General features: G+C 70.1%; 11 protein-coding genes. 5 read left to right on the top strand and 6 right to left on the bottom strand.

The window, feature by feature from the left end:
- Positions 1–90 precede the first annotated feature (90 nt).
- The gene (gyrB, locus tag LDL48_RS07670) at positions 91–2,040 is read right to left on the bottom strand and encodes a DNA topoisomerase (ATP-hydrolyzing) subunit B (protein ID WP_225254315.1); all 1,950 of its coding nucleotides are present in this window, start codon (positions 2,038–2,040) and stop codon (positions 91–93) included.
- 550 nt (positions 2,041–2,590) lie between these two features.
- On the opposite strand from gyrB, the gene LDL48_RS07665 reads away from it, so the two are divergent.
- Positions 2,591–3,157: a hypothetical protein gene (locus tag LDL48_RS07665; protein WP_225254314.1), complete on the top strand. Its 567-nt coding sequence runs from the start codon at positions 2,591–2,593 to the stop codon at positions 3,155–3,157.
- Between the two features lie 36 nt (positions 3,158–3,193).
- Here the strand turns inward: LDL48_RS07665 and LDL48_RS07660 are convergent, their stop codons facing one another.
- From LDL48_RS07660 to dnaA, 5 genes are all read right to left on the bottom strand, one after another.
- A complete protein-coding gene (locus tag LDL48_RS07660; protein WP_225254313.1) occupies positions 3,194–3,664 on the bottom strand; it encodes a DciA family protein in 471 nt (156 codons plus the stop codon).
- Positions 3,665–3,950: 286 nt separating this feature from the next.
- Positions 3,951–5,078, bottom strand: coding sequence for a DNA replication/repair protein RecF (gene recF, locus LDL48_RS07650; RefSeq protein ID WP_225254312.1), 1,128 nt, complete (start codon positions 5,076–5,078; stop codon positions 3,951–3,953).
- Between the two features lies 1 nt (position 5,079).
- Positions 5,080–5,952, bottom strand: coding sequence for a phosphogluconate dehydrogenase (NAD(+)-dependent, decarboxylating) (gene gnd / locus LDL48_RS07645; protein ID WP_225254311.1), 873 nt, complete (start codon positions 5,950–5,952; stop codon positions 5,080–5,082).
- A 39-nt stretch (positions 5,953–5,991) separates the two neighbouring features.
- Positions 5,992–7,125 (bottom strand): DNA polymerase III subunit beta, encoded by a 1,134-nt coding sequence (gene dnaN, locus LDL48_RS07640; protein ID WP_225254310.1) that lies wholly within the window; start codon positions 7,123–7,125, stop codon positions 5,992–5,994.
- A 2,012-nt stretch (positions 7,126–9,137) separates the two neighbouring features.
- Positions 9,138–11,015: a chromosomal replication initiator protein DnaA gene (dnaA, locus tag LDL48_RS07635; protein WP_308016438.1), complete on the bottom strand. Its 1,878-nt coding sequence runs from the start codon at positions 11,013–11,015 to the stop codon at positions 9,138–9,140.
- Positions 11,016–11,594: 579 nt separating this feature from the next.
- Here dnaA and rpmH point away from each other — a divergent pair.
- The 4 genes from rpmH to yidC are packed head-to-tail and all read left to right on the top strand — an operon-like array spanning position 11,595 to position 13,436.
- The gene (gene rpmH / locus LDL48_RS07630) at positions 11,595–11,732 is read left to right on the top strand and encodes a 50S ribosomal protein L34 (RefSeq protein ID WP_225254308.1); all 138 of its coding nucleotides are present in this window, start codon (positions 11,595–11,597) and stop codon (positions 11,730–11,732) included.
- 37 nt (positions 11,733–11,769) lie between these two features.
- Positions 11,770–12,138 carry a ribonuclease P protein component gene (gene rnpA / locus LDL48_RS07625; RefSeq protein ID WP_225254307.1) on the top strand — a complete coding sequence of 123 codons (369 nt, stop codon included), beginning with the start codon at positions 11,770–11,772 and terminating at the stop codon, positions 12,136–12,138.
- Complete coding sequence (gene yidD / locus LDL48_RS07620) at positions 12,135–12,392, top strand: membrane protein insertion efficiency factor YidD (RefSeq protein ID WP_225254306.1); 258 nt, start codon at positions 12,135–12,137, stop codon at positions 12,390–12,392. The genes rnpA and yidD overlap by 4 nt, the downstream gene beginning before the upstream one ends.
- Positions 12,393–13,436: a membrane protein insertase YidC gene (gene yidC, locus LDL48_RS07615; RefSeq protein ID WP_225254305.1), complete on the top strand. Its 1,044-nt coding sequence runs from the start codon at positions 12,393–12,395 to the stop codon at positions 13,434–13,436.
- Positions 13,437–13,492: the final 56 nt, after the last annotated feature.

Raw genomic sequence — 13,492 nt, 5'->3', positions numbered from 1 at the left:
CTTTTCGCTGTGGATAACGTTGTGGAAAGCCGCTGAAGCTGTGCATAACCCTGGGTGAGCGGTCCGCATACGCGGCCGCTCACCCGCCGGTCAGATGTCCAGGAAACGGACGTCCTTGGCGTTGCGCTGGATGAAGGAACGGCGCGCCTCGACGTCCTCGCCCATGAGCACGCTGAACAGCTCGTCGGCCACCGCGGCGTCGTCGAGCGTCACCTGGCGCAGCGTGCGCGTACCCGGGTTCATCGTGGTGTCCCACAGCTCGGTGTAGTTCATCTCGCCGAGACCCTTGAACCGCTGGATGTCGTCCGGCTTGGCGTTCGGCTTCTTCTGCTGCCGCAGCGCGATCAGGCCGTCCCGCTCCCGGTCGGAGTAGGCGTACTGCGCGTCGTCGCCCTTCTTGTTCCACTTGATCTTGTAAAGCGGCGGAGCCGCCAGGTAGACGTGGCCCACCTCGACCAGTGGCCGCATGAAGCGGAACAGCAGCGTGAGCAGCAGCGTCTGGATGTGCTGGCCGTCGACGTCGGCGTCGGCCATCAGGATGACCTTGTGGTAGCGCAGCTTGGCGATGTCGAACTCGTCGTGGATGCCGGTGCCCAGCGCCGTGATCAGCGCCTGGACCTCGTTGTTCTTCAGCACCCGGTCGATCCGGGCCTTCTCCACGTTGAGGATCTTGCCGCGGATCGGCAGGATCGCCTGCGTCACGTTGTTCCGGCCCTGCTTGGCCGAGCCGCCGGCCGAGTCGCCCTCGACGATGAACACCTCGGAGACCCGCGGGTCGGTCGACTGGCAGTCGGCCAGCTTGCCCGGCATCGAGCCGGATTCCAGCAGCGACTTGCGGCGGGCCAGCTTGCGGGCCTGCTGCGCGGCGATGCGCGCCCGGGCCGCCATGGACGCCTTCGTGATGATCGTCTTGGCTTCGGCCGGGTTGCGCTCGAACCAGTCCACCAGCCACTCGTTGGCGGCCTTCTGCACGAAGCTCTTCATGTCCGTGTTGCCGAGCTTCGTCTTGGTCTGACCCTCGAACTGCGGATTCGCCAGCTTCACCGAGATGATCGCGGCGAGTCCCTCGCGGATGTCCTCGCCGGAGAGCTTCTCGTCGCCCTTGAGGAACTTCTTCTCCGCGCCGTAGCGGTTGACGATGCTGGTCAGCGCCGCGCGGAAGCCTTCCTCGTGGGTGCCGCCCTCATGCGTGTTGATCGTGTTGGCGAACGTGTACACCGACTCGCCGTACGACTCGTTCCACTGCATGGCGATCTCCAGGGCCATGCCCTCGTCGGTCGCCTCGGCCTCGAACTCGATCACCGACTTGTGGATCGGCGTCTTGGTGTTGTTCAGGTGCCGCACGAAGTCGGCGATGCCGTTCTCGTACATGAAGGTGACCTCGCGGGCCTTGCCGTCCTCCTCGTAGGCGGGACGGCGGTCCACCAGGTTGATCGTCAGGCCCTTGTTGAGGAAGGCCATCTCCTGCAGCCGGCGGTAGATCGTCTGGAAGTCGAACTCGACCGTCTCGAAGATCGTCGGGTCCGGCCAGAACTCCACCGTCGAACCGGTGTGGTCGGTCGGCTCGCCCTTCTCCAGCGGCCCGGGCTTCGACGCGGTGTACTTCTGCCGGTAGACGTTGCCGGACTTGTGGATCTCCACCGCCATCCGGGTGGAGAGCGCGTTCACCACCGAGACGCCCACGCCGTGCAGACCACCGGAGACCGAGTACGCCTTGCCGTCGAACTTGCCGCCCGCGTGCAGCACGGTCAGCGCCACCTCGACGCCCGGCTTCTTCAGCTTGGGGTGCAGGTCGACCGGGAAGCCGCGGCCGTTGTCGGTGACCGAGACACCGCCGTCGGGCAACAGGACCACGTCGATCGTGTCGCAGTATCCGGCCATCGCCTCGTCGACGGCGTTGTCCACGACCTCCTGGACCAGGTGGTGCAGTCCCCGCTCGCCGGTCGAACCGATGTACATACCGGGACGCTTACGGACCGCCTCGAGGCCTTCGAGGACGGTGATGGACCCGGCACCGTACTCCTGCTTGTTCTCTGCCACCCTCGGCCACTTTCTCGCGCCCGGCCCGCGAGGGCCGGACCCGGGGTCGGCGGGAAGTCCGGCGGCCGTCCGGTGGGCGCAGGGCACACTCGACAACCCGCAGGGAGGAAGCGGACCACCGGTGAAACCGAGCGCGCCGGTCGCCGCGGGGCACCCGCGGATCGTGATCGGCTGGAAAACCGCGTAGCGTTACGGGAGTCGGCGTCCGGATTTAGGGCCGACGCTGCGTTCCCGACCGCCGGGCGGTTTCCCGGTCTTTGTCGATTCTACTCCGCCGATGCGAGTTGGCGGGGGTCCGGCACCCCTTGCGGGTGCCTCAGATTGCCGTAGCGCCGTTCAGCCCGCCTCCTACGACTCCCCCTACACGGACCGGAGGCGGCGCGCAATGGCGAATGATCCGGCTGTTGCCGGTCAGGCGCGCCTGCCGCACCCTTCGGCCACGCGCTGCGACACTGCCTGTCGACCGCGGGCGGCGGTGTCGTAACCTCGCCCGCGCGGGCCGGTTCGTCGCCGACCGGCCGCAGCGGGCACGTCGAGGAGAGGTGGGCCCATGGCGCTGGACAAAGGGCTGGAGAACGTCGCCGTGCACTGGCCCCGGACCAACCAGTACTACGACCCGGTCGCACCCGCCGACTTCGTCGACTTCGGCACCATCGCGGACGAACCGGGCATAGCCGCACCAACCGGAGCGTTGGCGCTGCACATCGCCAAGACCGGGACGGTGCGCGCGACCGCGTACACCGAACTGGTTGATCTGTTGCTGGGTCTGGACGGCGTGCTGTACGCCACGGACGCCGCCGCCGAGGACGAGGATCCGGTGATCGACCCGGACGGCTGCGCCTGGATCGCCGGCGGCCTGGAACGGTTCGTCGAGGGCCACAAGCCGTACGGCGACCTGGTCACGTTCGACACGGTGGCGGCCGTGCTGCGCGCCGCGGTGGCCTCCGGGCGGCTCGCCGAGCAGCAGTTGCGGTGGCTCGACCAGCGGCTCGCGGCCCTGCGCGACGATGCCGGGAACGCGCCGCACTGGACGTTCGCGCGCACCGAACTCGCCGTGCTGGCCGGGTTCTACCGCCGCTGTGCGGACCGCGGCTTCGCGGTCTTCGCGGACTACTGAGCGGTCACCGGGGCGGCACCGACGGCGCCGCCCCGGTCAGCCGTAGGTGTCGCGCGGCCCGCGGCCCTGCACCCGGCGCGGTCCACGGTTCCAGGACGGCGCCGCCGGGCCGTGGATGTTCAGCCTGGTCACCACGTTGTGGCCGACCTCGGAGGCGATCTTCCGGAGCAGCGTCGCCGCCAGCATCCGCAGCTGGGTGGCCCAGGCGGTGGACTCCGCCTCCACGGTGAGCACGCCGGCGTCCAGCTTGACCGGGCGGCTGTGCTTGGCGATGTCCGCGCCGACGACCTTCTCCCAGGCGCCGAAGACGGTGGCCTCGGCGGCGGGCTTCTCCCAGCCGCGGGCCTTCATCAGCCGGCCCAGGACAGCACCGAAGAGCTGCGGGTCGCGGGGGTCCGGACCGGGGCCGGAATAGCCGCGCAGACGCCGTCCCTCGCCGTCGGCCCCGGTGCGCCGTCGGGGGGTACGGGCCGCGCCACGCCGGTTGGCGAGGGCGGCGTCGAGCACGGCGCGGGCGAGTTCCGGGCCGGCCGGTCCGTCCGCGCCCGGCTCGCCCCCGGTTCCCGGCGCAGCACCCGCGCCGGGCTCGCCGTCTGCTCCTGGCGCACCACTGGCGCCGGGCCGGCCGCCAGTTCCTGCCGGACCGCTGGCGCCGGGCCGGCTGTCTGCTCCCGGCGCACCGCTCGCGCCGGGCCGGGCGCCTGCTCCCGGCGCACCGCTCGCGCCAGGCCGGGCGCCTCCCGGCGCTCCAGCGGCGCCGGGCCGGCCGTCCGGGCCGGATCTGTCCTTGGGCTCAGGCACGGGTCACCGTCCCGGTTCCGACGTCGAAGCGGGTGCCCCGGAGCGCGTCCGGCACGTCCTCCGGCACCGCGCACGTCACCAGCAGCTGGGCCGCATCCGCGACCAGGGCGGCCAGGCGTTCCCGGCGTCCGGAGTCGAGTTCCGCGAACACGTCGTCCAGCACCAGCACCGGCTCGATCCCCTCGGCGCGCAGCAGGTCGTACGCCGCCAGCCGGAGGGCCAGCGCGAACGACCAGGATTCGCCGTGGCTCGCGTACCCCTTGGCGGGCAGGTCGCCCAGCATCAGGTTCAGATCGTCGCGGTGCGGGCCGACCAGGGTGGTCCCCCGCTCGATCTCGGCCGTGCGGCGCTCCGCCAGCGCGGCGAGCAGCGCCTCCTCCAGGACGGTGCGGTCCGCGGTCAGGGACTCGCCGAGCCGGGAGGCGTACCCGATGGTGGCCGCGGACCGCCCGGCCGCCACCGCGTCGTACGACTTGGTCAGGTGCGGGCCCAGGGCGGCGGTCAGCTCCAGCCGGCCGGCCAGCAGTTCCGCACCGTGCTGGGCCAGGTGGGTGTCCCACACCGCCAGGGTGGACAGGTCCTGACCACGGGTGCCACCGACCTTGCGGGTCAGGTACGCGGTCCGCAACAGGGCGTTGCGCTGCTTCACCACGCGGTCGTAGTCGGCGCGTACCCCGGCGTACCGCGGGAGCCGGGCCACCAGCAGGTCGTCCAGGTAGCGGCGGCGCTCGGACGGGTCGCCACGGACCAGTTCCAGGTCCTCGGGGGCGAACAGCACCATGCGGAGCGCGCCGAGCACCTCCCGCGGGCGGCGCACCGGCGAACGGTTGAGCCGGGCACGGTTCGCCTTGCCGGGGACGATCTCCATCTCGACGAGCAGCTCGCGTCCATCGTGGACGACGGCGCAGCGGATCACCGCGGACGTCGCCCCGGCCCGGACCAGGGGTGCGTCGGTGGCCACCCGATGGCTGTCCAGTGTGGCGACGTACCCGAGGGCTTCGACGAGGTTTGTCTTGCCCATCCCGTTCTGGCCGACCAGCACGCTGACGCCGGGGTCGAGATCAACCGCCACCCGTTCGTACGAACGGAAATCGGTCAACTCGACCCGGCGCACATACATGTCAGCTGACGACGGCGTGGCCACCGAACTGCTGACGCAGCGCGGCGACCGCCTTCATGGCCGGCGAGTCGGGCTGCCGGGACTCGAAGCGGGCGAACAGCGAGGACGCGATGACGTGCAGCGGTACGCCGAGCCGGACGGCCTCGTCGACCGTCCAGCGGCCCTCGCCGGTGTCCTCGGCGTAGCCCTTGAGCTTGCCGAGTTCCGGGTCGCCGTCTAGGGCGCGGTCGAGCAGGTCCAGCAGCCAGGACTTGACCACGCTGCCCTCGCGCCAGCTCTTGATCGAGCCCGGCACGTTGTCCACGTACTCGGAGGCCTCGAGCAGCTCCCAGCCCTCGGCCAGGGCCTGCATCATGCCGTACTCGATGCCGTTGTGGACCATCTTCGTGTAGTGGCCGGCACCGACCGGGCCGGCGTGCACGAAGCCGTAGGGGCCCGCCGGCTTGAGCGCTTCGAAGATCGGCATGGCCATCTCGACGTGCTTGGCGTCGCCGCCGACCATCAGCGCGTAGCCGTTCTTGTGGCCCCACACGCCGCCGGAGACGCCGCAGTCCATGTACCCGATGCCCTTGGTGGCCAGCCGCTCGGCCCGCGGCCGATCGTCGGTGAACTTGGAATTGCCACCGTCGATGATCAGATCGCCCGGAGACATCAGGTCGGCCAGCTGGTCGATGGTGCCCTCGGTGATGGCTCCGGCCGGCACCATGGTCCACACGACGCGCGGCGCGGCCAGCTTCTCGACCATCTCGGCAAGGCCGGTGACATCGGAGATGTCCGGGTTCCGGTCATAGCCGACGACTTCGTGCCCGGCACCGCGGATGCGCTCCCGCATGTTGCCGCCCATCCGGCCGAGACCGATAAGGCCGAGCTGCATGATGTTCCCCCTCAGTGTTGCGGTTCGACAGCCCCAGTATCAGCGGGTTACCCGGATCGGCATGATCAGATAGCGGTATCCGGGCACGATTTCCCCGTCCTCGGTGGCCGGAGAGATCACTGCGGGCTTGAACGCATCGACGAAGGACAACACCGCGTTGGGGGCGTTCAGGTTCTGCAGGCCGTCGATGAGGTACTGCGGGTTGAAGCCGATGGTCAGCGGCTCGCCGGTGAACGCGGCCTCCATGGCCTCGCTGGCCCGGGCCTCCTCGGTGCCACCGGCCTCGACCACCAGGCCGTCCTCGCCGAAGCTGAGCAGCACCGGCGTGGTGCGCTCGGCGACCAGGGCGACCCGGCGGACGACCTCGACCAGCGCGGCGACGGTCACCCGCGCCTCGGCGTTGTGGCTGGCCGGGAAGAGTGACCGCACCGGCGGGTAGTTGGCGCCGTCCAGCAGGCGGCTGGTGGTGCGGCGGGTACCCCCGGCGAAGCCGATCATGCCCTCGCCCGCGGCGCCCTGGGCCAGCGCGATGGTCACCGCGCCACCGATCGGGCCGAGCGCCTTGGCGGTGTCGTTCAGGGTCTTCGCCGGGACCAGCGCGTTCAAGCTGATCTCCGGGTCGTCCGGGTTCCACTCCATCTCACGCATGGCGAGGCGGTAACGGTCGGTCGCCAGCATGGCCAGCACCGAACCGTTCAGCTCCAGCCGGACGCCGGTCATCATCGGCAGCGTCTCGTCCCGGCCGGCGGCCACGGCCACCTGGGCCACCGCGGCGGCGAAGGCGGACGCGTCCACGGTGCCGGTGCTGGACGGCATCTCCGGCAGGGTCGGGTAGTCCTCGACCGGCATCGTCGGGAGGGTGAAGCGGGCGCTGCCGCAGACCAGCTCGAGATGCGCACCGACGGCGGCGATGTCCACCGGCTTGGCCGGGAGCGCCTTGGTGATCTCGGCGAGCAGGCGACCGGAGACCAGCGCGGCGCCGTCCGCGTCCGCCTGCACCTCCACGCTCACCTGGCTGGAGACCTCGTAGTCGAAGCCGGAGACGTGCAGGCGACCGTCGGTCACCCGCAGCATGACACCGGCGAGGACCGGCACCGACGGACGGCTGGGCAGGCTCTTGGCCGTCCACGCCACCGCGTCGGCGAGTGCGTCTCGCTCCACCCGGAACTTCATGCTGCCCCTCCGCAACGCTTCCTCTATAGGGCGTCTCTGCCCTGACGAACTCTATGGCGCGTGTCCAGACGGTGATGCCCCGCCCCCGGTGCTGGGGTTCGGAAGCGGTGGCGCGTCGAGCCGAAGCGGCTGTCCACACCTTCCCCAACGCTGATGATTGGTTTTTGTTCTCTTAGAAGAGATAACTCGTCATAACCATCGGTCCTGTGCACAGTGTGGAGAACCCCTGTCTGGGCTGGTCAGCGGGTTATCCACCGGTGGTTTGCCTGTGGGTAACCCGGGTACAAACCCCGGCTCGCGTCCACAGTCGCCGACGCGGAGCCGGTTGTCCACCGTTGTCCACCGGCTATCCACCGGCTATCCACCGACTTTGTCCCCCGCCCTGGGGATAACGCCGGGACGCTACCGACTCGTCGTCCCCAGAACCTTCAACAGGTAATCCACACTCCTCCACAGGCGGTGGACAAAGATGTGACGCTCTGTGCTTGTCCACATCGATATCCCCAGGACTCGTCCACATCTGTGGGTAGCCGCTGGAGGTGTTATCCACTGCTGGGGACAACTGCCTGGGGACGAACGGTGGATAACGTTGGCACGCTGGGGCTGGGGACAATCTGCACGTCCGTGGCTTGGCGGAGCCATGGCCTCACGTTCCGCGGCGGGCCCTTGATCGGCCGACGCCGATCGGGCGTGCGAGGTGGCTTTGGCGAGGTGGCCTTAGCGAGGCGAGCGCGGCTGGCGGGCACGGCGGGCGGGCACGGCGGGCGGGCAGGGCAGGCGGGCAGGGCAGGCGGGCAGGGCAGGCGGGCAGGGCAGGCGGGCAGGGCAGGCGGGCAGGGCAGGCGGGCAGGGCAGGCGGGCAGGGCAGGCGGGCAGGGCAGGCGGGCAGGGCGGAGCTAGGCGGCTTTTTCAAGGCGGGCGTGCGAGGAGGCCATGCCGGGCTCGTAGTGCCGGGCCATCCGGGCCTGCCGTGCCTCAGCCACAACCAGATCATCGACACGGTGCAGCGCCGTGCCGAGCCCGCCGTGCCGAGCCCGCCGAGGCGGCGGTGCGAGGCAGGGGTGCGAGGCTGCGGAGCGGAGAATGTTCCGCCGGCGTCCGACCGGTGATTCGCCGATGGAGTGGGCGCACCGTCGCTGGATGGCACGGCGCGGCTTTCAGGCGAAGGTTGGGCGAGCCATGTTCAAGCGGTGACATCGCCCGTGGGTGCGCGTTCGGCTGGGGTGCGGAGCGTGCCGGTTGTCCACACACCGCTTGGTGGGGTGCGGTGCGTGTTGGGCTGGGGTGCGGAGCGTGCCGGTTGTCCACACACGGTGTGGTGGGGTGCGGTGCGTGTTGGGCTGCGGTGCGGAGCGTGCCGGTTGTCCACACACGGTGTGGTGGGGTGCGGTGCGTGTTGGGCTGCGGTGCGGAGCGTGCCGGTTGTCCACACACGGTGTGGTGGGGTGCGGTGCGTGTTGAGCTGCGGTGCGGAGCATGCCCGTAATTCACACGGGCCCGGCGGGGTGCGGCGCACGGGCGGAATGGGAGATGCGAGCGGGCGCTCGGTTTACCCAGCGGGTCGGCGCGAGTCGACTGGATGACCTATTCCGACGGGGTGGGCGGCGGCCGGGCATGACCCCCCAGGGCACCGACCCGACCCGGTTGGCGAGCACGCCGGCTCGTGCCGAACCTGGCCGGCGCCGGAGTCGGGGACCCAGCAGACCGGCGTGACGGGCGGGACCGGCAGCGGCTAGGAGCCCGGGAGCGGCCGATGAGCCCGAGCGCAAGCCAGGGCGGTGCGGACGGGCCGCCTCCTCGCTTATCCACAATGGCGGCGCGCGGGCATCGCCCGGACTCCGGGACCGGGCCGGCCCGGCGGGGCTCGGGGAGGTGCCGGGTACGTCGGGAGGGGCGTGCCGAGGGTGGCCGGGCCGGTGGCGGAAGTCCTGCCCGGCTGCGGGGACGGCCGGGTGGGATCTCCTGGCCGGGCCGAGAGGTGGGGACTTCTCGGAGTCCCCGTACCTCTGGGGTCAGGTGTTTTGTTTGATCCGGTTGGTGAGTTCGGCGATCTGGTTGTAAAGGGACCGCCGCTCCGCCATGTGCTGGCGGATCTTGCGGTCGGCGTGCATCACCGTGGTGTGGTCGCGGCCACCGAAGGCCTGGCCGATCCGGGGTAGCGAGAGGTCGGTCAGTTCGCGGCAGAGGTACATGGCGACCTGGCGGGCGTTTACCAGGACCCGGGACCGGGAGTGGCCGCGCAGGTCCTCGAGGGAGACACCGAAATAGTCGGCGGTCGACACCATGATCTGGTCGGCGGTGATTTCCGGGCCGGCGCCGTCCGGCATGAAGTCGCGCAGGACCTCCTCGGCCAGCGACAACTGCACCGCCGAGCGGGTCAGGCTGGCGAATGCGGTGACGCGGATGAGCGCGCCTTCGAGTTCGCGGATGGAATTGGAGACCCGGGACGCGATGAATTCGAGCACGTCGTCGGGGGCGAACATGCGTTCCTGCGCGGCCTTCTTCTGCAGGATGGCGATGCGGGTTTCCAGGTCGGGGGGCTGGATGTCGGCGAGCAGGCCCCACTCGAACCGGGTGCGCATCCGGTCTTCGAGCGTGGCCAGCTGGCGCGGCGAGCGGTCCGAGCTGATCACGATCTGCTTGTTCGCGTTGTGCAGCGTGTTGAAGGTGTGGAAGAACTCCTCCTGGGTCCGCTCGCGATTTTCCAGGAACTGGATGTCGTCGATCAGCAGGATGTCGACGTCGCGGTAGCGCCGTTGGAAAGCCTGGGTCTTGTCGTCACGCAACGAGTTGATGAAGTCGTTGGTGAATTCCTCGGTGGACACGTAACGGACCGACCGGGCGTGCCCGAGCGTGGTGGCGTAATGACCGATTGCGTGCAGCAGGTGTGTCTTGCCCAGCCCGGAACTGCCGTAGATGAAGAGCGGGTTGTAGGCCTTCGCCGGCGATTCGGCGACGGCCACGCTGGCGGCGTGCGCGAACCGGTTCGAGGAGCCGATGACGAACGTCTCGAACATGTATTTCGGGTTGAGCCGGTTGCCGTCGTTGCCGCCCGGCCGCCGGTCGTCGCGACCCGAGCCGCGCATGTCCATCGGCGCCCGGCCGGGACCGTTGTCGCCGGCCCGGGACATGTGCAGCGTGTCGTCGCGCCGGTCCGGCATCGGCGACCGTTCGGCGTGCATGGACCGCTCGCCGAGCAGGGGGCGTTCGTCGGTGCGCTGGTTGTCGCGCCGTTGCGCCGGCTCGGTGGCCATCCGGCGGCTGGACTCGTTCGGTTCCTTCTGCTCCGGGCCGGCCGGCGGCTGGACCGGGAGTTGCTGCGGCGCGGCCAGCGTCGACGCCTGCGGCGCGGCGGGCGGGCCCTGCGACACCGGCGCCGCGAACAGCGCGTCCTGGCCGTCGCGGGCGGCGGGAACACCACGGGGGTACGGCGCGGACGGCGCGGAGTGCTGGGCCGAACCCGTCGGCGCCCGGTCGTAGTCGTCCGGGTAGCCGGGCTGGGCGTACGAGGGGGGCTGCGCGTAACGATCGGGACCGTAGCCGGACGAGGACTCCGCGTAGTGGCTCTGCGGTGCCTGCGGTTCCGGGGGCGGGCTGCCGTACACCGTGCCGGGGCGACCGGAACCGTCCTCCGGTGGGCGTACCGTCACGGCGACCTGGATCGGCCGGCCCAGCCGGCGTGACAGCGCGTCGGTGATCGCCGGCCGCAGCTTGGACTCGATCACGTCGCGGGTGAACAGGTCCGGCACGGACAGCAGCGCGGTGTCCTCCACGATCGCGCGCAGGCGGGTGAGTCGCAGGTACGCACGCTGCTGGGGCGACACGATCTCGTCAGCCAGCTCGTCCGTCGCCGCGCTCCACACCTCGCCAAGGTCGACCGTATCGGCCACCGCCGCGCCACCCCCATCGCCACCGGTGTCCGATGGCCGTTGTCCGGCTTCCGCCCTTGCCTGCCCGTTGCTCCTGCAGGCAACGACCGGGTCCCCCCAACTCAGCATGTGTAGCTGCTGAACGTGCATGGCGCCACCGGCTGTCCACAGGTTATCCACAACCTGTGGGCCGACCGGCAGTCGCTCCCCGGCCGGATGGTCGGCGGACTTCCCGGAGCCTGTACTGGCGCGGGACATCAGGCTCACCGTGCCGAACGATTGACTGGGGCGTCCGGTATTGCCCCGGTATGCGAACGACGCTGGAGACCAGCAAACGGGCACGCTAACAGCGCGGTAGGCGCGGCTTCAACCGGCGTCCCATCTGCGGGGTGCCACCGGGCAGCAAAACCTTCCCGACCCGGGTACGCAGACCTGCACCAACACCGTCGAGATGCCAGTTTGCCGGCGTGCCACGAGTCGGTGATGGTTGACCACCCCACCGGGCGTCCGTAGGGTCGGGCGGTTGCTCCGCGCCGCTCTGATAAAGTGGCCCTTGGCAGCCCCTGCCCCCGATCCGCAGTTGGAAGACGGAGTTTTGACGTGAGCAAGCGCACCTACCAGCCGAACAACCGCCGTCGTGCGAAGACCCACGGCTTCCGGCTGCGCATGCGCACCCGTGCCGGTCGCGCGATCCTCGCCTCCCGCCGCGGCAAGGGTCGCGACAAGCTGTCGGCCTGAGCCGACGCTGGTCGGTCCCCGGAATGCCCAGGTAATCGTGCTGGCCGCGGCGCATCGACTGCGGCGTAGCAACGACTTCGCCGCAGCAGTCCGCGGTGGCCGACGGGTCGGCCGGGGCACCGTGGTCGTACACCTGCTTCTCGACGAGCCGGCGTCTGCCGGGAGTTCCGACTCCCCGGCGCGCGCCGGCTTCGTCGTGTCGAAGGCCGTGGGCAACGCGGTGGTCCGCAACCGGGTCCGGCGGCGCCTGCGCCATCTGGTCCGGGACCGCCTCGACGCGCTGCCGCCGGGCACGAGTCTGGTGGTCCGCGCGCTTCCGGCGGCCGCTCCGGCCACGTCGGACACGCTCGGTGCCGACCTGGACGCCGCGCTGGCCGCGGCCCGCTCCCCCCGGCGGCGGCGATGACACCGGTCGCCCGACTGCTTACCGCGCCGATCGTCGCGTACCGTCGGTACCTGAGCCCGGCGCTGCCGGCTCGCTGTCGGTTCTACCCCTCGTGCAGCGCGTACGCCCTCCAGGCCCTGGCGCGGCACGGCGCGCTCCGGGGTAGCGCCCTGGCGATCTGGCGGCTGCTGCGCTGCCACCCTTTCCACCCTGGCGGGTTCGACCCGGTGCCTGACCCGATCCGTCACCGTCCTGCCGATGTGACTGGAGCCTGAATGAGTCTCGACTGGATCTACTACGCGATTTCGTGGATCCTCCTCCGCTGGCACACCCTGTGGGACTACATCGGCATCCCGGACGGCCGCATTCTCGGCACGAACTGGGCGTGGATCCTCGCCATCGTGTTCCTGGTGGTGACGGTCCGGGTGGTGCTGTTCCCGGTCTTCGTCAAGCAGATCAAGTCGCAACGTGCCATGCAGGCTCTTCAGCCCAAGGTCAAGGAGCTGCAGGAGAAGCACAAGGGCGACCGGGAGACGCTCCAGAAAGAAATGATGGAGCTGTACCGGAAGGAGAAGGCGAACCCGTTGATGGGTTGCCTTCCGATGTTCCTGCAGATCCCGGTCTTCCTCGGTCTCTTCCACGTGCTGCGCCGGCTCGACCCGGACAAGCTGAACAAGGACATCTACGGCTGGACGGCCGAGCAGTTCGACAGCGCCTCGCAGGCCCGGCTCTTCACCGCCCCGATCGCCAGCAAGTTCAACTCCAGCACGTCCGAACTCGCCGCGCTCGGCGTCAGCAACGGCACCATGGTCAAGGTCATCGCCGGCGTCCTGGTCCTGGTCATGATGACCACCACCTACCTGACCAGCCGTCAGATGATCCTCAAGACCGGCTGGGCCGAGGACCCGCAGCAGAAGATGATCCAGCGCCTGATGCTCTACGGCATCCCGCTGTCGCTGCTGGTGTCCGGCGCGCTGTTCCCGATCGGCGTGGTCATCTACTGGGTGACGAACAACCTGTTCACCCTGGGCCAGCAGCAGTGGGTCCTGCGGAAGTTCCCGCCGCCGCCGATGGCCGGTGCGAAGGCCGGTTCGGCGCGCCCCGCCGGTGGCTCCGGCGCGGCCAAGGGCAACGTCAAGGGTGGCGCCAAGGGCCCCGTGCAGCCGGCCAAGAGCGGCGGCCTGTTCGGTCGCAAGAACAACGCCGCGCCCGAGCCGCAGAGCCCCGTGGTGGACGCCAAGGCGCGTGCGCCGAAGCCGGGCGCCAAGCCGGTCAACCCCAAGAAGGGCGCGAGGCCCGCGAACAAACCGCGGAGCTGAGACACACCGAGACCTCTCCGCGCCGGCGTACGGACAACCGCCGGTGTGGAACAGCG

It is taken from the genome of Jidongwangia harbinensis, assembly GCF_020216025.1.
Lineage (GTDB): Bacteria > Actinomycetota > Actinomycetes > Mycobacteriales > Micromonosporaceae > Actinoplanes > Actinoplanes harbinensis.
The sequence above is the reverse complement of the archived record's forward strand: the minus strand, read 5'-3'. Positions and strand labels throughout refer to the sequence as shown.

Coding starts and splice junctions, on each gene's coding strand:
- yidC (WP_225254305.1), top strand. CDS start 12,393: ATGAGTCTCGACTGGATCTACTACGCGATTTCGTGGATCCTCCTCCGC.
- dnaN (WP_225254310.1), bottom strand. CDS start 7,125: ATGAAGTTCCGGGTGGAGCGAGACGCACTCGCCGACGCGGTGGCGTGG.
- gnd (WP_225254311.1), bottom strand. CDS start 5,952: ATGCAGCTCGGCCTTATCGGTCTCGGCCGGATGGGCGGCAACATGCGG.
- recF (WP_225254312.1), bottom strand. CDS start 5,078: ATGTATGTGCGCCGGGTCGAGTTGACCGATTTCCGTTCGTACGAACGG.
- LDL48_RS07665 (WP_225254314.1), top strand. CDS start 2,591: ATGGCGCTGGACAAAGGGCTGGAGAACGTCGCCGTGCACTGGCCCCGG.
- yidD (WP_225254306.1), top strand. CDS start 12,135: ATGACACCGGTCGCCCGACTGCTTACCGCGCCGATCGTCGCGTACCGT.